Source organism: Sphingomonas sp. IC-11, assembly GCF_021043365.1.
GTDB lineage: Bacteria > Pseudomonadota > Alphaproteobacteria > Sphingomonadales > Sphingomonadaceae > Sphingomonas.
This window is the reverse complement of record NZ_JAJNDU010000003.1, coordinates 29,468-50,145: the sequence shown is the minus strand read 5'-3', so window position 1 is coordinate 50,145 and position 20,678 is coordinate 29,468. Positions and strand designations below refer to the sequence as shown.

The window sequence follows — 20,678 nt, the reverse complement described above, 5'->3', positions numbered from 1 at the left end:
TTTTTATTCTTGGAACGCGCTATGAATTGGTGCGGGGGAGGACGCAAGGCTCAGTCGGCGGCGACTGGTCCTGCGCCGTTGGCCGACGGGCGCCGGCAGAACCAGACGATGATCAGCAGGCCGGCACTGAGCCACGCGGAGAGGCGGAAGAGATCGGTGGAGGCAAGGAGGTACGCCTGGCCGACCATCTGCCGCGTGATCACAGCGGCCGCCTGCGTCGCGTTCATGCCGAGGTTCATCAGCCCCTCGCTCGCCATCTGATAGGGCACGCCATTGCCGATCGCTTCCGACAGGCGGCCCTGGTGCAGCGCCTCGCGCCGATCCCAAGCGGTGGTGATCATCGAGGCGGCGAAGGCGCCGGCAACGATGCGGGTGAAGTTGGAGAGCCCCGTCGCCGAGGGAATCCGTTCCGGCGGGATGCGATCGAGCGAGATGGTCAGCATCGCCAGGAAGAAGGTCGACATGGCAACACCCTGCACCAGCAGCGGCAGGACGAAATCCCAGAAGCCGGCATAGGTCGTATAGCCCGAGCGCATCCAATAGCTGATCGCAAAGGCGACAAAGGCGATGCTGGCGAGGATCCGCGCGTCGATCTTGCCTGACAGGCGGGCGCTAAGCGGCGTGAGCAGCACCGCGACGATGCCGCTGGGCGCGGCGACCAGTCCGGCCCAGGTGGCGGTATAACCAAGCTGGGTCTGCAGCCAGAGCGGCAGCAGCAGGATGTTGGCGAAGAACACCGCATAGCCAAGGCAGAAGGCAAGATTGCCGATCGCGAAATTGCGGTTGGTGAACAGTGACAGGTCGACGATCGGGTTCGCGTCGGTCAGCTCCCAGATCAGCCACGCGACGAAGCCGACGCCGGCGACCACCGTCAGCACAACGATCATCGGATCGTTGAACCAGTCGGCGTTCTTGCCGAGATCAAGCATCACCTGAAGGCAGCCGACCCACAACACCAGAAGCACCAGGCCGATCGTGTCGATCGGTACCTTGGCGGTCGGCGTCTCGCGGTTCTTCAGGTTCGACCAGCAGATCGCGATGGTGAAGATGCCGAAGGGCACGTTGATCAGGAAGATCCAGCTCCAATGGTAATTATCGGAGATGTAGCCGCCCAGGATCGGCCCCATGATCGGCGCGACCAGCGTGGTCATCGACCAGATGCCGAGCGCGGTGGCGCGCTTTTCCGGCGGGAAGACCGAGATCAGCAGCGCCTGGCTGCCCGGCATCATCGGGCCCGAAACGGCACCCTGCAGCACGCGGAAGATGATGAGCGACGGCAGGCTCCACGCGATGCCGCACAGGAAGGAGGCTACCGTGAACAGCGCGAGCGAGGTGCAGAAGGTGCGCACCACGCCGAAGCGGCGCATCAGCCAGCCGGTCAACGGCACGGAAATGCCGTTGGCGACCGCGAACGCCGTGACGATCCAGGTCGAATTGTCGGCACTGACGCCGAGGTTGCCGGCGATGGTGGGCAGGGAGACGTTGGCGATGGTGGTATCGAGCACCATCATGAACGTGCCGAGCGCCAGCGCAAAGGCGACGAGCCCGAGCCGCGCACCGGAGAGCGGCACCGGCTGCGCAGGCGGGCTGCCCGGGCGGGTGCCGGCGGGCGCGGCCGCGCTAGCCATGCACGCGCGCCGTCACCGGGGCGGCGATCAGTGAAGGGGCGGCAGGGTGCGCGCGCGCCATCGGATCAGCGGTTCGCCGCGATGATCTGGGCGATCTTTGCCTCGACGGCGGGATCGGCCTCGGCGACATTGCCCCGATAGGGCTGGGCGGCGGGCGCGGCGAGGCGCGGGCCGCTGGTGTTCGCGGTGTCCACCGTGGCGAATACCGACAGGCCGACGCGCAGCGGGTTCGCCTTCAGATCCTTGGGATCCAGCATGATCCGCACCGGCACGCGCTGCACGATCTTGATCCAGTTGCCGCTGGCGTTCTGCGGCGGAAGAAGCGCAAAGGCATTGCCGCTGCCCGCCGCCAGACCGACGACGCGGCCGTGATAGACCACATCGTCACCATAAGCGTCCGCCACCACCGTTGCAGGCTGGCCGATGCGAATGTCCTTCAGCTGCGTTTCACGGAAGTTCGCATCCACCCACAGACGCTGCAGCGGGACGACCGCCATCAGCGGCGTGCCGGCGGCGATCTGCTGGCCGACCTGCGCATTGCGCTGCGCCACGACGCCGTCGATCGGCGCGACGATGTGCATGTGGCTGCGCACGATGGCAGCGCGGCGATAATTGGCGATGGCGGAAAGGACGGCGGGGTTGGTGCCGACCGCCGTGCCGGCGACGGTGCTCTGCGCCTGGGTGCGGCGGCTGCGCGCTAGGTTCAGCGCGGCGCGCGCGACCTTCACCTGATCGGCCGCGTGGCTCAGTTCCTCGCCTGAGACCGCGCCTTCGTCGGCGGCGCCGCGGCGGCGGGCGTAATCGCCCTGCGCGGCGGCGAGCTGCGCCTCGGCCTGGACGACGGCGGCGTTCGCTTCGCTGACGCGGGAGAAATCGGCGCGGGTGCCGCGCACCGCGCGGGCAAGCTCGGCCTCCGCGGCAGCGAGGTTCACGTCGGCGGTCAGCGGATCGAGATCGATCAGCGGCTGGCCGGCCTTCACCGCCTGCGTGTTGTCGGCATGGATGGCGATGATCGTGCCCGGATCACGGGCGGTGATCGCCACCACGTCGCCGGCGACATAGGCGTCATCGGTTTCCTCCGCCGGCGGGGCGAGCAGGAAGTGGAACACCGCCCAGATGGCGAGCGCCGCGATGACGACGATCGCCAGCCCCAGCAGCAGCCGGCGGCGAAGCGCCGGGCGGCCGGCGGGCGGGGGGGCAGGAACGGCGGTATCGCTCATGATGCAGGGTTCCGGGAGGGATCGAAGCCGCCGCCCAACGCCTGCGCAAGCCGGGCACGGGCGGCGAGCGCGTCGACGGCGAGGGTGGCGGAGGCAAGCTGCGCGTCGAGAAGGCGAATGTCGGTGTCGATGCCGGTCAGGCGCGATTCGAGCCCGGCGTTGATCCGCACGGCGTTCAGCCGGTTGGTCTCGGTGAAGCCGCGGACGACTTCGGCCTGGGCGTTCGCCTCGGCGGCGTTGGCGCGGATCGCGGCGAGCGCGTCGGCGGCCTCGCGCACGGCGCCAACCACGGTGCGGTTGTAATCGGCGATGGCGAGATCGACCTGCGCGGTGGCGCCGGCGAGATCCGCCTTCAGCCGGCCGGAATCGAAGATCGGAAGATGGAAGGCGCCGCCGGCACCCGCCGTTCCCGCATCGGCATTGAAGAGGTTGCCGATGCCGACCGCCTGGAGCCCGGCGAGCGCAATGAGGTTCACGTTCGGGTAAAAAGCGCGGCGCGCCACCTGGCGGCCAGCGGCGGCAGCATCGACCCGCGCAGCGGCGGCGGCGATGTCCGCGCGGCGGGCAAGGAGATCCGCCGGGATGCTGGTGGGGAGGGCAAGGCTGGTCGGCGGGGCCAGCCGCGTCACGCCGATGCCCGCGGCATAATCCGATCCGCGGCCGACGAGCGCGGCAAGCGCGTCGACCGCGATGACGCGCGCGGCTTCCGCCCGGGTCAGCGCGACGCGGGCCTGGGCGAGCAGGGTGGTCGCCGCCTGCACGTCGAGCTCGCTGGCGAGGCGGTTCTGCACGCGCGTGTTGACGAGGCGCACGGCGCGCTCGCGCGTCGCGATGGTCTGGCGGGCGATGCCGGCGACGCGCTCGGCGCGGGCGACCTCGGCATAGGTGGAGACGATCGAGCCGGCGAGCATCAGCCGCGCGGCGTCGACATCGTAGCTGGCGGCGGCGAGCGAGGCACGGGCGCCTTCGATCGCGGCGCGCTGGCGGCCGAACAGGTCGAGGTTCCACGACAGGTTCGCCTGCGCGGTGCCGAGGAAGCGCACGCTGCCGCCAAAGGGCGGGGGAATGGTGTAGCGGCCGGAGAGACGCGCGGCCTGTGCATTGGCGTCTGCGGAGATATCCGGCCCGGTTTCGGCCTCGCGGCGACCAAGCACGGCCTGTGCCTGGCGGACGCGGGCGAGCGCGGCGTCGAGATCGGGGCTGCCGGCCAGCGCGTCGGCCACGATGCGATCGAGTTGCGGATCACCGAACGCCGTCCACCAGCTAGGATCGATCGACGGCATCGGCGCGCCGGTGAGGCCAAGGTCGGCCGGCGCGCGCTGGCTCAACTGCGGCGCGGTGTCCGGCGGGGTGCAGGCGGCGAGCAGCGCGACGAGCGCGGTGGTGCCGACGCCGCGTGCCAGGAAATGACGAGGCATCAGCTCTATGCAGCGCACGGGTCGCTCTCCTCCGCCATCTTTTCCTCCATCGTGCGGCGCAGCCGTTGCAGGGTGGCGATCAGGTCGGCGACCTCGGCATCGCTCCAGCCCGCGAGCATGCCGTTCCAGCAGGCGATCACCTTGCGCTTCGCGGCGACCGCCTTTTGCGTGCCGGCTTCCGTCAGCGTGAGGCGGATCACGCGGCGATCCTCGTCATCGCGCTGTCGCGAGAGCCAGCCCTTGGCCTCCATCTGGTCAATCAGCCGGGTCATCGCGCCCTTGTCGTGGCCGAGCTTGCGGGCGAGGCCGATGCACGTGTCGGCATGGCCGAAATGCAGCGACACCAGGGTGGTCCATTGCGTGGCAGTCAGGTCATCATCCGCAAGGGTGCGATCAATCGCTGCGACGTTCATCTGGTGGATCAGCCGAACAAGATAGCCGGGTGACGTATCCGGATAGAAGGTCGAGTCGGTGAACGTCATATCGTTGCTTAGGCAATGGTTGCCGAGGCAGTCAATGCATTGTGACGAAATGTTGCCGGCTTCCCAGCGCTGCGACCGGCGACTAGGCTGCCATGTCCTTGAGGAGTCCCCGATTTGCGTCTGTCGATCTCACTGGCTGCAAGCGTCGCGGCCGTTGCTCTTGTCCCGTCCGCCCTGGCCCAATCTGCCCCCTCCGCATCCACTGCCGCTCCCGTTGCCAAGCCTGCGCCGGTTTCCGACCTGGTCAAGGCGATCGACATTCCTTTCGAGCAGTTCACGCTGAAGAACGGCCTGCGTGTCGTCGTCCACACGGATCGCAAGGCGCCGGTGGTGGCAGTGTCCGTCTGGTATGACGTCGGCTCCAAGCATGAACCGGAGGGCAAAACCGGCTTCGCTCATCTGTTCGAGCATCTGATGTTCAACGGCAGCGAGAATGCGCCGGGCGACTTTTTCGAACCGCTGAAACAGGTGGGCGCCACGGACCTGAACGGCACCACCTATTTCGACCGCACCAATTACTTCGAAACCGTGCCCACCGCGGCGCTGGAACAGGCGCTGTATCTCGAAAGCGACCGCATGGGCTGGCTCACCGGCGCCATTTCCCAGGCGGTGCTGGATGAACAGCGCGGCGTGGTTCAGAACGAGAAGCGGGAAGGCGACAACCAACCGTACGGGCTGGTCAGCTACAAGCTGATCGAGGGGGTGTTCCCCGATGGCCACCCTTATGGGCACAGCACGATCGGCTCGATGGCGGACCTCGATCGCGCCAGCCTTCAGGACGTGAAGGAATGGTTCCGCGACCATTACGGGCCGAACAACGCCGTGCTGGTGCTGGCCGGTGACATTGACGTGCCCACGGCGCGGCGGCTGACCGAGAAGTATTTCGGCGCGATCAAGCCGGGCCCGAAGAGCGTTGCGCCGCAGGCGACAGTGCCGGTGCTGGCACAAGCGCGAAGCGAGGTGATGAAGGACCGGGTGGCCGCTCCGCTGGTGGTGAAGAGCTGGCCGGTCCCGGGCCTCAATGATCCCGTCGCGCCGGCGCTGGAGGTGGCGGCATCCGTCTTAGGTGGGCTCGCCAGTTCGCGCTTCGACAATGCGCTTGTGAAGGGTGACAAGACCGCCGTTCAGGTGAGCGCGAGCTATTCGGACTTCGCGCAGGTCGGCACCTTCACCATTCAGGCCCTGGTGCGCCCGGACGTGGACCCTGCCATCGTTTCGCGCCGCCTGGATGAATTAGTTGCCGAGTTCATCCGCAACGGGCCCACAGCGGACGAAGTACAGCGGACGCTGACCACCACCATTTCGCGTCGAATCGGCGGTCTGGAGGCCGTCGGCGGCTTCGGCGGCAAGGCGGTCGCGCTGGCCGAAGGCGCGCTTTATTCGAACGATCCCGGCTTCTACAAAAAGCAGCTTGCCGGGCTCGCGGCGCAAACGCCGGCAAGCGTGAAGGCGGCCGCGCAGCAATGGCTGTCGCGCCCGAACTACAGCCTGACGGTCGTGCCGGGTGAGCGCGACGCGTACGAGGAAGCGAAGGTGCCGCCGCCGGCCGAGCAGACCAAGGCGCCCGAGACGCCGGCCAAAGGCACGCGCGAGCCGATGCCGGCCGTCGGCGAGGTTGGGGCGCTCGCCTTTCCGAAGGTGGAGCGCGCACGGCTCACGAATGGCGTCGAGCTTGTCTATGCACAGCGCGCCACGGTGCCGATCACACAGATGGTGGCCAGTTTTGATGCCGGTGCGGCAGCCGACGTAGCCGACAAGCTCGGCACGCAGAGCATGACTCTCGCCATGATCGATGAGGGCACGGCGCGGCTTAACTCGATCCAGCTCGCCGAAGCGAAGGAGCGGCTTGGCCTCGACATCTTCACTGGCTCGTCTGCTGATCGCACGACCGTCAGCTTCCGCGCACCCAGCGCTAATCTCGGCCCTGCGCTGGACATCTGGGTCGATCTGCTGCGCGCGCCTTCCTTCCCGGAGGGCGAGTTGCCGCGGGTGCGCGCGCAGATGCTGACCCAGATCGCGCAGGAGCAGACCGATCCCGAGGGGATCGAGCAGCGGATCGTGCCGCCGATCCTTTATGGCCCGGCGCACCCTTATGCGAAGAACCAGGGCAGCGGGGATGCTAAGGCGGTCGCGGCGTTGACGCGTGCGGATCTCGTTGCCTTTCATCGCGCATGGCTGCGACCGGAGAAGGCGAAGGTGTTCGTGGTTTCCGATCGTCCGCTGGCCGAAGTGAAGGCGGGGCTGGACCAGGCCCTCGCCGGATGGAAGGGATCGGGGGCGCCGGGCACCAAGGTGTTCCGCGAAGACCGGAGCATGCCGGTGCCGCGGATCGTGCTCGTGGATCGCCCGAACTCGCCGCAGTCCCGCATTTCCGGTGTGCTTCGCACCGGTCTGCGTGGCACGGACGATCTGCTGCCGGTGATCACCGCAAATGACGCGCTGGGCGGTGACTTCCTAGGCCGCATCAACATGGACCTGCGCGAAACCAAGCACTGGTCCTATGGGGCTTATGGCGGGTTCGCCCGCCATGCGGAGGCGGCCCCCTATCAGCTTCGCGCGCCTGTTCAGGCCGACAAGACGGGTGCTTCCATCGCCGCCATGAAGACGGAGATCGGCGCATTCGTGAGCAGCCGCCCGATGACCGATACGGAATTCCAGCGCACGATCACTGGCGCGACTCGTTCGCTGGCCGGTGACTTTGAGACGTCGGGCGCTGTGCTTGGCGCCATGCAGGCCAACGACCTCTACCGCCGGCCGGATGATTATTACGCCACCATCACCCAGCGCTATCGCGCGATGACGAAGGACCAACTGAATGGCGCTATCCGTAGCGTCATCGATCCGAACCGCTTCATCTGGGTGGTGATCGGCGACGCCAAGGCGGTCCGGCCTCAGCTTGACACGCTGGGACTGCCGGTTGAGGTGATGCCTGCCGCGTCCGTGACGGGCGCACCCGAGGAGAGCGAATGATGGCTGGAGTTGACGGTACCTACGACGTCACGGTTAAGTCCCCGCTGGGCGACCAGAAGTCGACGCTGACCGTAAAGAGCGACGGCAATAGCTTCACCGGCACCAATTCGGGCGCCATGGGATCGGCGGACGTGTCGGGCGAAGTAAACGGCAACACGCTGACCTGGAAGCAGCAGATGACCGTGCCGATGCCAATGACGCTGGACATGAACGTCACCATCGATGGCGACACCGTGACGGGCACCGTCGGCGCCGGCGCGTTTGGCAGCTTCCCGCTGACCGGCACACGCACCGCCTGATATTGCGTGCGCCTCGCCCCGGCGGGCTGCCGGGGCGAGGCCTCAAACCGCGTGCCGTTGCCGTGATGAGCGGCCCGCGCCGGATCACCTGATCCGGGCAACCACCTCTTCCAATTGATCGGTGGCTGCGTTCCACCCGGCTTCGAAGCCCATTGCTGCGTGCTGATCGCGCGCCTCTTGCGTCCAGTGACGCGCAATGGCGGTGTAGCGCGTCTTGCCATCCGCGTCAGCGAACTCGTCAATACGGATCATGAACGGTCCCGACGGTACCCAGCCCGGCAGAAAGGCGTCAGTGCTGACGATCAGTCGCTCGGGCACGACTTCCAGATACACGCCCTCGGAGGGCTGCTCCTCGCCATCGGGTCCGCGCATGATCATGGCGCTGCGGCCGCCGGGGCGCAGATCCTGTTCGATCACCTCAACGGCCCAGGGGCGCGGCACGAACCAGGTGCCGTAATGCTCGGTCCACGCCTTCCACACGGTGGCGACCGGAGCGTCGATCAGCCGTTCTATCTTCAGTTCGTGCATTGCAGTGCCTTCATGTCGTGAAGTCGCCAGTGCGTACCGGCCCATCGCGCTCATAGACGCTCATCACCACGCCGGTTTCGCTGACCCGGTGATCAACCAATCGCATGCCAGTCGCAGCCGCGGCATCGCCGGTCAGCACGCGTTTGCCCGCGCCAAGGATGACGGGCATGACCGTCAGGAAAATGCGGTCGACAAGCCCTGCGCTGAACAGTGGCGGGTAAAGCTGGCTACTTCCCTGGATCAGCAGGTCCGGGCCATCGCCGCTGCGCAAAGCTGCGACCGTTTCGGCGGGGTTGCCGACCAGCGGCTGCGATCCGCGCCAGCCCAATGTGTCGGGATCGGAGGTGACGACATATTTGGTGATGCGGTCGAACCGCTCGCCGATGGGACTTGCGAGGTGGCGAGGCCAGTAATCGGCGAAAATGTCGTATGTGCGGCGGCCGAGCAGCAGATCATATTCTGCGCCCTGGATTTGCTCGGCAATGAAGACACCGGTCTGCTCGTCCGAATAACCCGCAGCCCATCCCCCGTAAGCGAAGCCGCCGCTGCGGTCCTCGTCGGGCGCGCCTGGTGCCTGCATCACGCCGTCGACGGTCATGAACAGACCGCCAATGATCCTACGCATCGGCCCTCTCCCCGGCACGGGCGCGTTCGATGGTGGCGATGTCGATTTTCTGCATGGTCATCATCGCTTCCATTGCGCGCTTGGCGGCCGCCCGGTCCGGATCGGCCATTGCCTCCATCAGCGCGCGCGGCGTGATTTGCCAGGAGAAGCCCCAGCGATCCTTGCACCAGCCACACGCGCTTTCCGCGCCGCCGTTTGCGACGATCGCGTTCCAGTAGCGATCGGTTTCCTCCTGATTATCAGTCAGCACGATGAAGCTGACCGCTTCGTTAGGGGTGAAGTTCGGGCCGCCGTTGAGGCCAAGGAAGGGGCGGCCGAGCACGGTGAACTCAACCATCAACTCGCCGCCAGCGGCCATTGACGGATTGTCGGCGGGGGATTGCTGCACGGTGCCGACGTGGCTGTCGGGGAACAAGCCGGCGTAAAAGGTGGCGGCCTCGCGTGCCTGTTCTCGATCGAACCAGACGCAGGTGACGAGCTTGTCATCGGTCATCATGTCTCTCCCACACGTTGGTATCAGGCGGGCGCTCCCGGCGCGGCGACGCCGAAGGCTGCTCCGTGTGGATCACGGGCGACGAGCACCCGGTCGCCGCCGGGCACGTCCATCGGTCCGGCGAGGACCGTGCCACCGCCAGCTTTCACCCGGGCTGCGGCCGCGTCGATATCCGGTGCGCGGAAGTAGAACAGCCAGCCAGGCGGTTGCCCGTGCAGCCGTGCCGTTGCGCCCATGACCTCCCCATTTACGGCGACAAAGACGTAGTCGCCCATATCGCCGGGCATCGTCATCCTGTCCGGGTAGGTCCAGCCGAACACGGCGGCATAGAAAGCATTGCCGGCCGCTTGATCGGTGGTCGAAAGCTCGTGCCAGTTGCATTTGCCCATGCCGGTCCGCTCCCACGAATGGCTTGGCTGATCACTGGCGCCGCGCATCACGTAGAAGGGATTGCCCTGGGGATCGGCCACCATCGCCATGCGCCCGACGCCCGGCATGTCGACGGCGGGGAGGTGGACGCTGCCACCCTCCGAGGTGATGTTGGCGACGGTGGCGTCGACATCGTCCACGCCGATATAGAACAGCCACGCAGGCTTGGCGCCGCCCTCCACCATGTCGGGCGAAAGGCGCATCAGCCCGCCAACATTGTCGCCGGACGCGGTTTCGATCATCCGATAATCCATGCCGCTGTGCGGCGCGGGCGCGACTGTCCAGCCGATCACGGCATCGTAAAACGCCTTGGAGGCATCGGGATCGGTAGACAGCAACTCGTACCAGATCGGCGTACCGTGCGTGTTGCGCATCGTCGCTCTCCCGTGTTCAACGATCGACCACCGGCACGAAGGCGCCGAACATCATGCGTTTGCCGTCGAACGGGCGGTCGCCGCTGCCCGATAGCCGCTCGTCGCTCATCAGCTTTTCCCAGGCGGCGTCGCGGACCTGTTTCGAGGGCCATTCGATCCAGCCGAAGGCAACTGTCTCGCCATCCTGCACCTTTGCGGCGCGACGGAAATCCGTGATCTTTCCGTCCGGAACCTCATCACCAAATGTGTCGACGACCCGGGTTGCGCCGTGGTCGAGGAAGGCGGTCGCGGACGTTTGCGCGAAGGCGCGGTAGGCTTCCTTTTGATCCTGCGGGACCGGCAGCACTACACCGTCGATATAGCCGCAATCCCCGCCAGTGCCCGCCTCGTGTAGCAGATCGAACCCGCCGTAGATCATGCGCTTTCCATCGAACGGCATCTCGCCCATCGCCGCCACGCGCGGATCGCTCATCATCCGCTCGCCCACTGCATCGCGGGTGGGCTTGTCCGGATATTCCACCCAGCTGAACAGGACGGTTTCGTCATCCTTCGCCTGCACCGCGCCGTACAGGTCGTTCACCTCGCCGCGGGGCACATCATCACCCCAGCCTTCGACCATGCGAGACGCGCCGAACTCCTTGAACAGATCAAGCCCGACTTCGGCATGATCGATATACCGCTGCCGATTGGCGGTCGGCACCGCCACCACGAAGCCATCGACATAGGTCATGCCGCTTCCCCCAATTTCTCCAGCCATGCGCGCAGCTCTGCTGGTGGCTCACCAGTGAAGCCGGCGAGTTGATCGGCAAGCGCGCGTTGAAAGGCCGGGCGGGCGGTACCCCGCGCGATATAATCGGTAAGGTTCGAATAAGCATCGAGGCAGCCGTCGCCGGCGATGATCCGCAGCACCGACACCATCAGCAGATCCCCAGCGGTGAAGCTTTCCCCATCAAGCCAGGTGCCGCTGCCCAGCCGCTGCGACAGTTCGCGGAGGCGCTCGTCAATCCGCGCATTCACCGCCGGGAGCCGCGGCTTGGACCAGGGCTCGCCGGCCTCGAACAAGGTGGCAATGGCATGGTCCATGATCGGCGGCTCGACGGTGTTAAGTGCCGCAAACATCCATTCAATTGCGCGAGAGCGGTCCGCCGGTTCGGCGGGCAACAATTTGCCGTGCCTCTCCGCGATGTGCAGCACGATCGCGCCCGATTCGAACAGGATCAGATCGCCGTCCTGATAGGTCGGTACCTGACCAAACGGCTGGCGTTGGCGATGCGGCGGATGCTTCTGACTGCCCTGGCTCAGATAGAGCACATCATAAGGCTGGCCGACTTCCTCCAACGCCCAGCGCACGCGCAGGTCCCGGACCTGTCCGCGCGCAAACGGCGGCACCCAGTCAAAGGCAGTGATGATCGGTTTGCTCATCCTATCCTCCTCTTCATTTTAGGCGAACGGCCAGGCGCCGCGCGCTGCAGCGTTCAGCAGGATCGCCATTGATGTGACGGAAAAGGCCCCCAGGCCGGCGAATGTGGCACGATGGCGCTGGAGCATGATCGTCTCCGTTGCGGCTGCGCTTGTGCGCAGCAGGGATTGTCAGGCGTCGCCTTCCTTTTTCTGGCCTTTGAGCAGGGCCACCACCGCCATGGCGTGACCGTGCCCCAGTCCGAGCTCCGCCTTCAGCGCCTCGACGATGGCTATGGGACGGACACCGGGAGCCAGGGCTGCGCCCTGCGTCCAGCCATTCTTCACAGCCATTGCGCGTAGGTCAGCCGGGCTCTTGCCGGTCTTCTTTTCGATCGTATCGAGATAGGCCTGGAAGGACATTGTCCTGCCTTTCTTTAGGCGCCCGTCGTTTCGGGCTGGCTCATCGCCTGCTCGGCCGCGACCATGTCCATGAACATGGGCTCCCAAGTGTGGCCGTCGAGATCCTCGAACGCGCGGCTGTACATGAAGCCCATGTCCTGGCGCTCGCGCGTCTCGCGGCCCCCACTTGCAATCGCCTCCTCAGTGATCGAGTCCACTGCGGCCCTGCTGTCCAAAGACAAGGCGAGCAGGACACCGCTGGTGAGCTTGGCGTCGATCAGTTGCTTGTCAGTGAAGGTCGCGTAAAAAGCTCGATCGAGAAGCATCACCTGGATCGCCTCCGACCAGACCATCGCGGATGCCTGTTCGTTCGAGAACAAGTCGTTCCTGGTAAAGCCCAGCGCTTCGTAGAATGCGGTTGCGCGTGCCACGTCAACCACTGGCAGGTTCACGAAAATCATGCGGCTCATGAAACGGGCTCCTCTCCGACTCGTTACTTGAGTTTTGTGCCTTCACCAGTTAGAAAAGACAACCATGAAGTTAGAAAAAGTGACAGAAGGAGCGTTAGGCGCAACAAGACGGTGGTACGATGATGCTTGCGGAACCGCGCTTGCGATGGAGCTGGTGGGAGAGCGCTGGTCGTTACTCATCGTGCGCGAGTTGATGTTCGGTCCGCGCCGCTTTGGCGAATTGAAGGCATCATTGGGCGGGATCAGTGCCAATGTGCTGACGCAGCGCCTCGAAGGGCTGGAGCGCGCCCATATCGTGAAGCGCGAGAAGTTGCCTCCGCCGGCCAATGTGCAGGTCTATGGGCTTACCCCTTGGGGATATGAGGCGGAGGAGCCGATCAAGGCACTGGGCGCTTGGGCGGCTCGCTCTCCCGATCACAATCCTATGCTGCCGCTGTCGGCAGCATCGATGATGCTGTCTCTGCGCACCATGATCGATGTGGCTGCGGCGCGGAATATGCCCGCCATGGCGGTGGGCTTTGGCTTCGGACCCGAATCCTTTGTCGCCCGGCTTGCGAACGGCGACTTGCCGATCACTCGCGGGATCGCCGCCGTTGACGTGCATTTCGCCACCACGCCGCGGATCATGGCGAACATAACCTATGGCAAGTGGCCGATCGCGGAGGCCGAAGCTGCGGGCCAATTGGTGTTCACCGGCGACCGAGATCTGGCGGCGCGCTTCATCGATCTGTTCAGGCTGCCGGCGAAAGCAGAGGTTGAATAACCCGCAAAACAGGGCCTAAGGCAGTCGTGTTACTTTCGAGGCGCGCATGACCGACATTCCGAATACGCTTCCCGACAGCCGCGAAACCACGATCCTCGACGCGCCCGACAAAATGGTGAGCGTGCGCGAGATGTTCGGCATCGACAGCGACATGCAATGTCCTGCCTTCAGCGAGGCGGACGAGCGCGTCCCTGATCTCGACCCCGCCTATGTATTCGATCCGGATACGACCATGGCGGTGCTGGCTGGCTTCGCCCACAATCGCCGCGTGATGGTGCAGGGCTATCACGGCACCGGCAAGTCGACCCATATCGAACAAGTGGCGGCGCGCCTGAAATGGCCGTGCATCCGCATCAATCTCGACGCGCATATCAGCCGTATCGACCTGATCGGCCGTGATGCCATCGTCCTGAAGGACGGGCAGCAGGTGACCGAGTTCCGGGAGGGCCTGCTCCCATGGGCGCTGCAGACGCCGACCGCGCTCGTCTTCGACGAATATGACGCTGGGCGCCCGGACGTGATGTTCGTCATTCAGCGCGTGCTGGAAACCGAGGGCAAGCTGACCCTGCTCGACCAGAACCGCGTGATCCGGCCGAACCCCTATTTCCGACTATTCGCCACCGCGAACACGGTGGGTCTCGGCGACACCAGCGGGCTTTATCATGGCACGCAGCAGATCAACCAAGGCCAGATGGACCGCTGGAACATCGTGGTCACGCTGAACTACCTGCCGGCAGCGACGGAGGCGAACATCGTGCTCGCCAAGTCGGGCGAATATGACAAGCCCGAAGGCAAGAAGCAGGTGGAGAACATGATCCGGGTGGCGGATCTGACCCGCAAGGGCTTCATCAACGGCGACATTTCCACTGTGATGAGCCCGCGCACCGTGATTACCTGGGCGCAGAACACGCTGATCTTCAAGGACGTCGGCTTCGCCTTCCGCCTGTCGTTCCTCAACAAGTGCGACGAGGCAGAACGGCCGCTGGTGGCGGAATATTACCAGCGTGTGTTCGGGAAGGACCTGCCGGAAAGCGTCGTCGGGAAAGGCTGATCACGACGGTGTTGCGCGCTATGCGGGGCGACTGGGCCTGTGGGGCTGCTGAGTGAGCGTTCGCGCTAGCGGTGGCCCGCCGACCCGGTGATATTACGTGCATGCGGCTTGTTTAGCGCGTGCGGCCGAATGGCTAAAGATCGGGACACTCATCAAGGCAGGGCAGCGGCAGACCGCCGCATCGTCGTTCCACTTTCGCTCGCCCGGACGGACATTCAGGAGTAGCATCGCCCGATGGCCACCGAAACGCCTCTCGACCGGTTCAAGAACGTTCTGGGGGGCGCGTCGCGTGCGCTGTCCGAGGAGCAGGAACTCGAGCTCGCCTTCACCGCAGATGCGCCGACCCAGTCCGGCAAGCATCTCAAGGTGCCGATGCCGGCGCGCAGCCTGCCCGCCGAGCAGGTGGCGGAGGCGCGGGGCTTCGCCGATGGTTTCGCGCTTCGGCTGAAGCACCATGACACCGCGCTTCACCAGCGTGGCGCGCCGCAAGAGGCACTGGCCCGAGCCGTTTTTGACGCGGTTGAGGGCGCCCGGGTGGAGGCGCTCGGCAGCCGTGGCTATCAAGGCATCACCGACAATTTGGCGCATGCGCTGGATGTGCGGTTGCGTGCCGATCCGATCACGCGCGCCCGCACGCGAGACGAGGTTCCGCTGTCGACCGCATTGGGACTGCTGGTGCGTGAAGCGCTGACCGGTGAGCAATCGCCCGCCGCTGCCGCCGCTGGCTTGGCCTTGGTGCGCGACTGGATCGCCGAGCGCGCGGATCTGTCGAACCTTGCCCTGGCGCTGGATGACCAGCGCGCCTTTCAATCGCTGGCGATGAAGCTTCTGGAGGATCTTGAGCTGATCGAAGGTGATCAGGCGCCGGAAGAAACCGACGAGGGCGGCAGCGAGGACGAAGGCACCGACAGCGAGCAGCAGGACGAAGGCGAAGAGGGCGAGAACCAGGACGGCGAGGGCCAAGCCGAATCTGAGCAGAGGGGCGAGCAGCGCGAGTCCGACGACAGCGAAGGCGAAAGCCAGGAGCAGGGCGAAGAGAGCTACGACGATCTTGATGGCGAGCCCGGCGACGATGGCGAGGAAGGCATGCAGCCGGTGCGGCCGAACCGTCCGCCTGCCGATTGGTCGCCGCAGTTCGAGTACAAGGCCTGGACTAACCAGTTCGACGAAGTGATCGCAGCCACAGAATTGTGCGACAGCGACGAGCTGGCACGGCTGCGCGGTTATCTGGACCAACAGCTCGTACCGCTGCAGGCGGTGGTCTCCCGGCTTGCCAACCGGCTTCAGCGTCGGCTGATGGCGCAGCAGAACCGCTCTTGGGACTTCGACCAGGAGGAAGGGCTGCTTGATGCGGCGCGTTTGGCGCGCGTCGTCATCAATCCGATGCAGTCGCTTTCGTACAAGATGGAGAAGGACACCGAGTTCAAGGACACGGTGGTTACGCTGCTCATCGACAATTCCGGGTCGATGAGGGGACGCCCGATCTCCATCGCCGCAATCAGCGCCGATATCCTCGCACGGACGCTGGAGCGTTGCGGGGTGAAAACGGAGATCCTGGGCTTCACCACCCGCGCATGGAAGGGCGGGCAAAGCCGCGAGACCTGGCTGGCCGCAGGGCGTCCGCCGCAGCCGGGCCGCCTGAACGACATTCGACACATCGTTTACAAGATGGCCGACGAGCCGTGGCGGCGGGCGCGCAACTCGCTTGGCCTGATGATGCGCGAAGGCTTGCTGAAAGAGAACATCGACGGCGAGGCGCTACTTTGGGCGCATGCTCGCCTGATCGCGCGTCCTGAAGAACGCCGGATCCTGATGGTGATCTCCGATGGCGCACCAGTGGATGATTCAACACTGTCCGTGAACAGCGGCTCCTATCTGGAGCGCCATCTGCGGCAGGTGATCGAGTGGATCGAGCGCAAATCACCCGTGGAGCTGATCGCGATCGGCATCGGGCACGACGTGACGCGCTACTACAGCCGCGCGGTGACGATCATGGATGCGGAACAGCTGGGCGGAACGATCATCGAGCAGCTCGCGTCGTTGTTCGACGCGGAATAGCCAGCCTCGGTGTGTGGACGTTCGCGGACACGACCTCGACCGCTTCCGCAGAATCTGCGCGGCTCTAGCCCAGCGTTCGCGTTGTAACTCGCCAAAATGGTGAAGACACCGTCGGTTGATGAAATCCGGTGCACTACGTAGAGCATGACCGGGCAGCGTCGGACGCGTTGTCGAGAAGGGGCACCAGCACATGCGCATTACGATGATCGGTTCGGGGTACGTCGGGCTTGTTTCGGGGGCGTGCTTTGCTGATTTCGGGCATGCGGTGTGCTGCGTCGACAAGGATGCCAGCAAGATCGAGGCCCTGCATCAGGGACGCATGCCGATCTACGAGCCGGGGCTGGACCAGCTGGTTGCCACCAATGTGGCTGCCGGGCGGCTGACCTTCACCACGGATCTTGCAGCTGGGGTTGCGGGCGCCGACGCAGTGTTCATTGCGGTCGGCACACCTTCGCGGCGGGGTGATGGCCACGCCGACCTGTCGTATGTCTATGCCGCGACGGAGGAGATCGCGCGTGCCGCAACCGGCCCGCTCGTTGTCGTCACCAAGTCGACGGTTCCGGTGGGAACGGGTGACCGGGTGGAGCAGATCCTGCGCGAGACCCGGCCGGACATCGAGTTTGCCGTCGTGTCCAACCCCGAGTTCCTGCGCGAAGGAGCGGCGATCGGAGACTTCAAACGGCCTGACCGCATCGTCATCGGCACGGATGATGAGCGCGCGCGCGAGGTGATGCGGGAGATTTATCGTCCGCTGTACCTGGGCGAAAGCCCGATCCTGTTCACCGGCCGGCGCACATCCGAACTCACCAAATATGCCGCCAATGCATTCCTGGCGACCAAGATCACGTTCATCAACGAAATGGCGAACCTGTGCGAGGCGGTTGGCGCCGACGTGAAGGATGTCGCGCGCGGCATCGGCCTCGATAACCGGATCGGGCGCAAGTTCCTCCACGCCGGTCCTGGCTATGGCGGCTCCTGCTTCCCGAAGGATACGCTGGCTCTCCTGAAGACCGCAGAGGATTTCGACACGCCGGTGCACGTCGTCGAAGCGGTGGTAAAGGTGAACGACGCGCGCAAGCGCGCAATGGGACGGAAAGTCCTTGCCGCCCTGGGTGATGATCCGCGCGGCAAGACGGTCGCCATACTTGGTCTCACTTTCAAGCCGAACACCGACGACATGCGCGACGCGCCCTCCATCGCGATCGTGCAGAGCCTGATGGACGCAGGCGTTACCGTCAAAGCCTATGACCCTGAGGGCGCCCACGCTGCCAAGGCCGTTATGCCAGCCGCCCTCACCTATTGCGGCGACCCCTATGAAGCGGCCGAGGGTGCCGATGCGGTGGCGATCGTGACCGAATGGGATGCGTTCCGCGCACTGGACCTCGCCCGCCTTAAGAAGATCATGAAGGCGCCCGTTCTGGTCGACTTGCGCAATATCTACGAACGGCAGGACGCGGAACGGGCCGGTTTCGCCTACACGGCAGTCGGTCGGTGACCCGGCCGCGCATCGCGGGAGTGCTCGAAACCGCGCTGTATGTCGAAGACATGGCGCGGTCGGTAGCGTTCTTCCGCGATGTGCTCGGGCTCTCCGCGATGCTGGAGGGCGAACGGCTCACCGCCTTTGACGCAGGGCATGGCGCAGTGTTGCTCATATTTGCACGCGGCCAATCGATCGCGGATGTCGTGACGCCCCGCGGAACGATTCCCGGCCATGACGGACACGGGCCGCTGCACATGGCGCTCGCGATTTCCGCTGGCGATTACGAACCCTGGCGCGCGCGGCTGACGGCGCACGGCGTGACGATCACGCAGGAAGTCACATGGCCGGCGGGCGGCCGAAGCCTCTATTTCAACGATCCAGACGGTCACGTGCTGGAACTCGCGACGCCCGGCCTCTGGAAGAATGATGCGGATCGCCCCTCCAGCGGGTGATATCCCTTGCCGTTCACGAAAACAGGAAGGCCGAACTGCTGCGTGACGTGATAGTCTACGACGCCGTGACCAAAGGAGTGAACGTGATCTCACGAAGCCTGTTCGTTGCCAGCCTGCTGGCCGCCACCGCCTGTTCCGCGGACCCTCAGTCGGCAACGGGACAACCCGGCACGGGGGGCACCACGGCGACGACCGCGGCGACGCCGTTCACGCAAACGGTCATCGCAGATTTCGAAAACCCATGGGCGATGACGTTCCTACCTGATGGGCGGATGCTTGTGACGGAGAAGCACGGGCAGCTCCTTCTGGTGGCCGCGAACGGAGCAAGCCGCACCGAAATTGCCAAGCTGCCGGTAGACTTCGAGGGTCAGGGCGGCCTGATGGATGTGGTGTTGGCGCCCGACTTCGCGCAGTCGAAACGGGTGTACTTGAGCTGGTCTGCCGCAGAAGCGGACGGCAAAGGCGTGGTGCTGGCGCGGGGTGTCCTGAACGATGCCGAGGCCGGGGCCGAAACATTGGACGGCATCGAGGTGCTGTTCCGTGCCACGCCTTTTGTGTCCGGCTCGGGCCATTATTCCGGACGTATTGCGTTTTCGCCCGACCAACGCTTCATTTTCTTCACCAATGGCGAGCGGCAGAAATTCGATCCGGCGCAAGATCCGAAAGCAACCCTTGGCAAGGTGCTACGGCTAACCTTGGACGGCAAGCCGGCCCCTGGTAACCCGCTGAGCAAGAAGGGCTTCCATCCCGCCGTCTGGAGCTACGGCCACCGGAACCTTCTGGGCATCGCGTTCGATTCGGCTGGCAATCTCTGGGAGCAGGAGATGGGCCCTAAGGGCGGGGACGAATTGAACCTGGTACTTCCGGGCCGCAACTACGGCTATCCCAAGGTGTCGAACGGCGACCATTATGACGGCCGGCCGATCCCGGACCATAGCCAGGGTGACGGTTTCGAGGCGCCAAAGGTCTGGTGGACGCCCGTGATCTCCCCTGGCGGCTTGATGATCTACTCCGGCAACATGTTCCCGCAGTGGAAGGGCGACGCCTTCATTGGCGGGCTTTCATCGAAGTCGCTTGTGCGGGTCGATCTGGACGGCACCAGCGCACGCAAGGGTGACCAGTGGGACATGGGCGCCCGCATCCGCGAAGTGGAGCAGGCGCCGGACGGCTCTATCTATGTGCTGGAGGACGGAGGCCAGGGGTCACAGGGCAGGATGATCCGCCTCACGCCCTCGAAATAAGATAATTCATCCGTGCCGAGGCGATCGGCTTGTCCCGGCTTTCCTGCCAGGCGATCGCCTCGACATTGGCAATACGAGTGCCGAGCCGAGTGACGGTGCCGGCGGCATAGGTGACACGCTGGCGGCCCCCACGCATGAAATCGATCGTCACATTGATCGGCTTCACTCGCCCGCCGCCTTCCCCGGCAAGCTGGTGGCGAAGTGCGGCGAGTGCGGCGACCTCGATCAGGCCAGTGATGGCGCCGCCTTGTACAAAGCCCGGCCGGCCCAGCACATCATGGCTGAATGGCATAGCCAGGACGGGAAGCCCTGCTTCCCATTGCAGTGTGGCGCCGAGAAGATCGGCGTAGGGCGGCAGCTTCATGCGCCTTCTCCCAGGAACATGAACGTCCCGGAGACATGAGCAACCGGATCATTGGGGTCTCCATCATGCGCCTGACCCCTGACGAAGCTGATCGATCGCTTGATCGCATAGCATTCCCCATGGCCGATCACCGTGCTGCCAGGCTTGGCCGGCCGCAGATAATCGACCCGCAGGTCAAGCGTTGCATGAGGAACGAAGCGGCCCAGCTTGCGCATCGTTGCCAGGCTGGTCGCGATGTCCATCAAGGCGAATATCGGACCCGAGGCAATCACCCCCGACTCCTCGTCTCCGATCATATCCTCCTGATAGGGCAGCGTCAGTTCGCACCAGTTGTCGCCATGTGCGTGATAAGCGATGCCAAGCCGCCCGCCGTGCCCACCAAAGCGCACATCCTCCATGCCGGGGATATCGCTCAAAGCCTCGTCAATCTGCATTCGCGCGGTGTTACACCTGCCGGGGTGACGTGCAATATTCGCGGCATTGATGCACATCGCGTGCTCATCTAAGTCGATCGTATCAATTTGCGGGAGAGT

Annotated in this window: 22 protein-coding genes; 8 read left to right on the top strand and 14 right to left on the bottom strand. The window is 64.9% G+C overall.

Features of this window, described 5'->3' with window-relative positions:
- Window positions 1-50 precede the first annotated feature (50 nt).
- The 4 genes from LQ954_RS10955 to LQ954_RS10940 form a co-directional block, all read right to left on the bottom strand.
- Window positions 51-1,628, bottom strand: a complete 1,578-nt coding sequence (locus LQ954_RS10955; RefSeq protein WP_231023105.1) for a DHA2 family efflux MFS transporter permease subunit — start codon at window positions 1,626-1,628, stop codon at window positions 51-53.
- A gap of 65 nt (window positions 1,629-1,693) precedes the next feature.
- Window positions 1,694-2,848, bottom strand: coding sequence for an HlyD family secretion protein (locus LQ954_RS10950; protein ID WP_231023104.1), 1,155 nt, complete (start codon window positions 2,846-2,848; stop codon window positions 1,694-1,696).
- Entirely contained in the window at window positions 2,845-4,266 is a 1,422-nt protein-coding gene (locus LQ954_RS10945; protein ID WP_231023100.1) for an efflux transporter outer membrane subunit, read from the bottom strand. The genes LQ954_RS10950 and LQ954_RS10945 overlap by 4 nt, the downstream gene beginning before the upstream one ends.
- A 5-nt stretch (window positions 4,267-4,271) precedes the next feature.
- Entirely contained in the window at window positions 4,272-4,748 is a 477-nt protein-coding gene (locus LQ954_RS10940) for a MarR family winged helix-turn-helix transcriptional regulator (protein WP_231023098.1), read from the bottom strand.
- Window positions 4,749-4,862: 114 nt separating this feature from the next.
- Between LQ954_RS10940 and LQ954_RS10935 the strand changes: the two genes are divergently transcribed.
- Together LQ954_RS10935 and LQ954_RS10930 are read left to right on the top strand one after the other, a co-directional pair.
- Entirely contained in the window at window positions 4,863-7,718 is a 2,856-nt protein-coding gene (locus tag LQ954_RS10935; RefSeq protein ID WP_231023096.1) for a M16 family metallopeptidase, read from the top strand.
- Window positions 7,718-8,017, top strand: coding sequence for a hypothetical protein (locus LQ954_RS10930; RefSeq protein ID WP_227772961.1), 300 nt, complete (start codon window positions 7,718-7,720; stop codon window positions 8,015-8,017). The genes LQ954_RS10935 and LQ954_RS10930 overlap by 1 nt, the downstream gene beginning before the upstream one ends.
- Window positions 8,018-8,101: 84 nt before the next feature.
- On the opposite strand, the gene LQ954_RS10925 is transcribed toward LQ954_RS10930, so the two are convergent.
- The 8 genes from LQ954_RS10925 to LQ954_RS10885 all read right to left on the bottom strand — a co-directional run bounded on the left by LQ954_RS10925 (window position 8,102) and on the right by LQ954_RS10885 (window position 12,736).
- Window positions 8,102-8,545 carry an SRPBCC family protein gene (locus LQ954_RS10925; RefSeq protein ID WP_231023095.1) on the bottom strand — a complete coding sequence of 148 codons (444 nt, stop codon included), beginning with the start codon at window positions 8,543-8,545 and terminating at the stop codon, window positions 8,102-8,104.
- Between the two features lie 10 nt (window positions 8,546-8,555).
- Complete coding sequence (locus tag LQ954_RS10920; protein WP_231023093.1) at window positions 8,556-9,170, bottom strand: dihydrofolate reductase family protein; 615 nt, start codon at window positions 9,168-9,170, stop codon at window positions 8,556-8,558.
- Window positions 9,163-9,663 (bottom strand): VOC family protein, encoded by a 501-nt coding sequence (locus tag LQ954_RS10915; RefSeq protein ID WP_330999972.1) that lies wholly within the window; start codon window positions 9,661-9,663, stop codon window positions 9,163-9,165. Before LQ954_RS10915 ends, LQ954_RS10920 begins: the two co-directional genes overlap by 8 nt.
- A 23-nt stretch (window positions 9,664-9,686) precedes the next feature.
- On the bottom strand, window positions 9,687-10,466 hold the full coding sequence (locus tag LQ954_RS10910) for a VOC family protein (protein ID WP_231023087.1): 780 nt from the start codon (window positions 10,464-10,466) through the stop codon (window positions 9,687-9,689).
- 16 nt (window positions 10,467-10,482) lie between these two features.
- Window positions 10,483-11,223, bottom strand: a complete 741-nt coding sequence (locus LQ954_RS16315; protein ID WP_443026619.1) for a DUF1428 domain-containing protein — start codon at window positions 11,221-11,223, stop codon at window positions 10,483-10,485.
- Complete coding sequence (locus LQ954_RS10895; RefSeq protein ID WP_231023086.1) at window positions 11,193-11,888, bottom strand: glutathione S-transferase family protein; 696 nt, start codon at window positions 11,886-11,888, stop codon at window positions 11,193-11,195. The genes LQ954_RS16315 and LQ954_RS10895 overlap by 31 nt, the downstream gene beginning before the upstream one ends.
- 168 nt (window positions 11,889-12,056) lie before the next feature.
- Window positions 12,057-12,287: a DUF4287 domain-containing protein gene (locus LQ954_RS10890; RefSeq protein ID WP_227772925.1), complete on the bottom strand. Its 231-nt coding sequence runs from the start codon at window positions 12,285-12,287 to the stop codon at window positions 12,057-12,059.
- Between the two features lie 14 nt (window positions 12,288-12,301).
- Entirely contained in the window at window positions 12,302-12,736 is a 435-nt protein-coding gene (locus LQ954_RS10885) for a VOC family protein (protein WP_231023084.1), read from the bottom strand.
- A gap of 145 nt (window positions 12,737-12,881) precedes the next feature.
- On the opposite strand from LQ954_RS10885, the gene LQ954_RS10880 reads away from it, so the two are divergent.
- The 6 genes from LQ954_RS10880 (at window position 12,882) to LQ954_RS10855 (ending at window position 19,781) form a co-directional block, all read left to right on the top strand.
- Window positions 12,882-13,499, top strand: a complete 618-nt coding sequence (locus LQ954_RS10880) for a winged helix-turn-helix transcriptional regulator (RefSeq protein ID WP_231023081.1) — start codon at window positions 12,882-12,884, stop codon at window positions 13,497-13,499.
- A gap of 46 nt (window positions 13,500-13,545) precedes the next feature.
- A complete protein-coding gene (gene cobS / locus LQ954_RS10875) occupies window positions 13,546-14,550 on the top strand; it encodes a cobaltochelatase subunit CobS (protein ID WP_227772928.1) in 1,005 nt (334 codons plus the stop codon).
- 234 nt (window positions 14,551-14,784) lie between these two features.
- On the top strand, window positions 14,785-16,608 hold the full coding sequence (gene cobT / locus LQ954_RS10870) for a cobaltochelatase subunit CobT (protein WP_231023080.1): 1,824 nt from the start codon (window positions 14,785-14,787) through the stop codon (window positions 16,606-16,608).
- Between the two features lie 190 nt (window positions 16,609-16,798).
- Window positions 16,799-18,103, top strand: coding sequence for a UDP-glucose dehydrogenase family protein (locus tag LQ954_RS10865; protein ID WP_227772930.1), 1,305 nt, complete (start codon window positions 16,799-16,801; stop codon window positions 18,101-18,103).
- Window positions 18,100-18,540: a VOC family protein gene (locus LQ954_RS10860; RefSeq protein ID WP_227772931.1), complete on the top strand. Its 441-nt coding sequence runs from the start codon at window positions 18,100-18,102 to the stop codon at window positions 18,538-18,540. The genes LQ954_RS10865 and LQ954_RS10860 overlap by 4 nt, the downstream gene beginning before the upstream one ends.
- A gap of 86 nt (window positions 18,541-18,626) precedes the next feature.
- A complete protein-coding gene (locus tag LQ954_RS10855) occupies window positions 18,627-19,781 on the top strand; it encodes a PQQ-dependent sugar dehydrogenase (protein ID WP_231023390.1) in 1,155 nt (384 codons plus the stop codon).
- Here the strand turns inward: LQ954_RS10855 and LQ954_RS10850 are convergent.
- Entirely contained in the window at window positions 19,765-20,145 is a 381-nt protein-coding gene (locus LQ954_RS10850) for a PaaI family thioesterase (RefSeq protein WP_231023078.1), read from the bottom strand. The genes LQ954_RS10855 and LQ954_RS10850 overlap by 17 nt on opposite strands.
- Window positions 20,142-20,579 (bottom strand): PaaI family thioesterase, encoded by a 438-nt coding sequence (locus tag LQ954_RS10845; protein ID WP_231023076.1) that lies wholly within the window; start codon window positions 20,577-20,579, stop codon window positions 20,142-20,144. The genes LQ954_RS10850 and LQ954_RS10845 overlap by 4 nt, the downstream gene beginning before the upstream one ends.
- Window positions 20,580-20,678: the final 99 nt, after the last annotated feature.

What these genes read in the sequence shown, in the direction of transcription:
- LQ954_RS10885 (WP_231023084.1), bottom strand. Translation starts at nt 12,736, where the DNA reads ATGAGCCGCATGATTTTCGTGAACCTGCCAGTGGTTGACGTGGCACGC.
- LQ954_RS10880 (WP_231023081.1), top strand. Translation starts at nt 12,882, where the DNA reads ATGGAGCTGGTGGGAGAGCGCTGGTCGTTACTCATCGTGCGCGAGTTG.
- LQ954_RS10955 (WP_231023105.1), bottom strand. Translation starts at nt 1,628, where the DNA reads ATGGCTAGCGCGGCCGCGCCCGCCGGCACCCGCCCGGGCAGCCCGCCT.
- LQ954_RS10930 (WP_227772961.1), top strand. Translation starts at nt 7,718, where the DNA reads ATGGCTGGAGTTGACGGTACCTACGACGTCACGGTTAAGTCCCCGCTG.
- LQ954_RS16315 (WP_443026619.1), bottom strand. Translation starts at nt 11,223, where the DNA reads ATGGCTGGAGAAATTGGGGGAAGCGGCATGACCTATGTCGATGGCTTC.
- LQ954_RS10850 (WP_231023078.1), bottom strand. Translation starts at nt 20,145, where the DNA reads ATGAAGCTGCCGCCCTACGCCGATCTTCTCGGCGCCACACTGCAATGG.
- LQ954_RS10910 (WP_231023087.1), bottom strand. Translation starts at nt 10,466, where the DNA reads ATGCGCAACACGCACGGTACGCCGATCTGGTACGAGTTGCTGTCTACC.
- LQ954_RS10890 (WP_227772925.1), bottom strand. Translation starts at nt 12,287, where the DNA reads ATGTCCTTCCAGGCCTATCTCGATACGATCGAAAAGAAGACCGGCAAG.
- LQ954_RS10865 (WP_227772930.1), top strand. Translation starts at nt 16,799, where the DNA reads ATGCGCATTACGATGATCGGTTCGGGGTACGTCGGGCTTGTTTCGGGG.
- LQ954_RS10845 (WP_231023076.1), bottom strand. Translation starts at nt 20,579, where the DNA reads ATGCAGATTGACGAGGCTTTGAGCGATATCCCCGGCATGGAGGATGTG.
- LQ954_RS10915 (WP_330999972.1), bottom strand. Translation starts at nt 9,663, where the DNA reads ATGACCGATGACAAGCTCGTCACCTGCGTCTGGTTCGATCGAGAACAG.
- LQ954_RS10925 (WP_231023095.1), bottom strand. Translation starts at nt 8,545, where the DNA reads ATGCACGAACTGAAGATAGAACGGCTGATCGACGCTCCGGTCGCCACC.
- cobT (WP_231023080.1), top strand. Translation starts at nt 14,785, where the DNA reads ATGGCCACCGAAACGCCTCTCGACCGGTTCAAGAACGTTCTGGGGGGC.
- LQ954_RS10920 (WP_231023093.1), bottom strand. Translation starts at nt 9,170, where the DNA reads ATGCGTAGGATCATTGGCGGTCTGTTCATGACCGTCGACGGCGTGATG.
- LQ954_RS10895 (WP_231023086.1), bottom strand. Translation starts at nt 11,888, where the DNA reads ATGAGCAAACCGATCATCACTGCCTTTGACTGGGTGCCGCCGTTTGCG.
- LQ954_RS10950 (WP_231023104.1), bottom strand. Translation starts at nt 2,848, where the DNA reads ATGAGCGATACCGCCGTTCCTGCCCCCCCGCCCGCCGGCCGCCCGGCG.
- LQ954_RS10940 (WP_231023098.1), bottom strand. Translation starts at nt 4,748, where the DNA reads ATGACGTTCACCGACTCGACCTTCTATCCGGATACGTCACCCGGCTAT.
- LQ954_RS10945 (WP_231023100.1), bottom strand. Translation starts at nt 4,266, where the DNA reads ATGCCTCGTCATTTCCTGGCACGCGGCGTCGGCACCACCGCGCTCGTC.
- cobS (WP_227772928.1), top strand. Translation starts at nt 13,546, where the DNA reads ATGACCGACATTCCGAATACGCTTCCCGACAGCCGCGAAACCACGATC.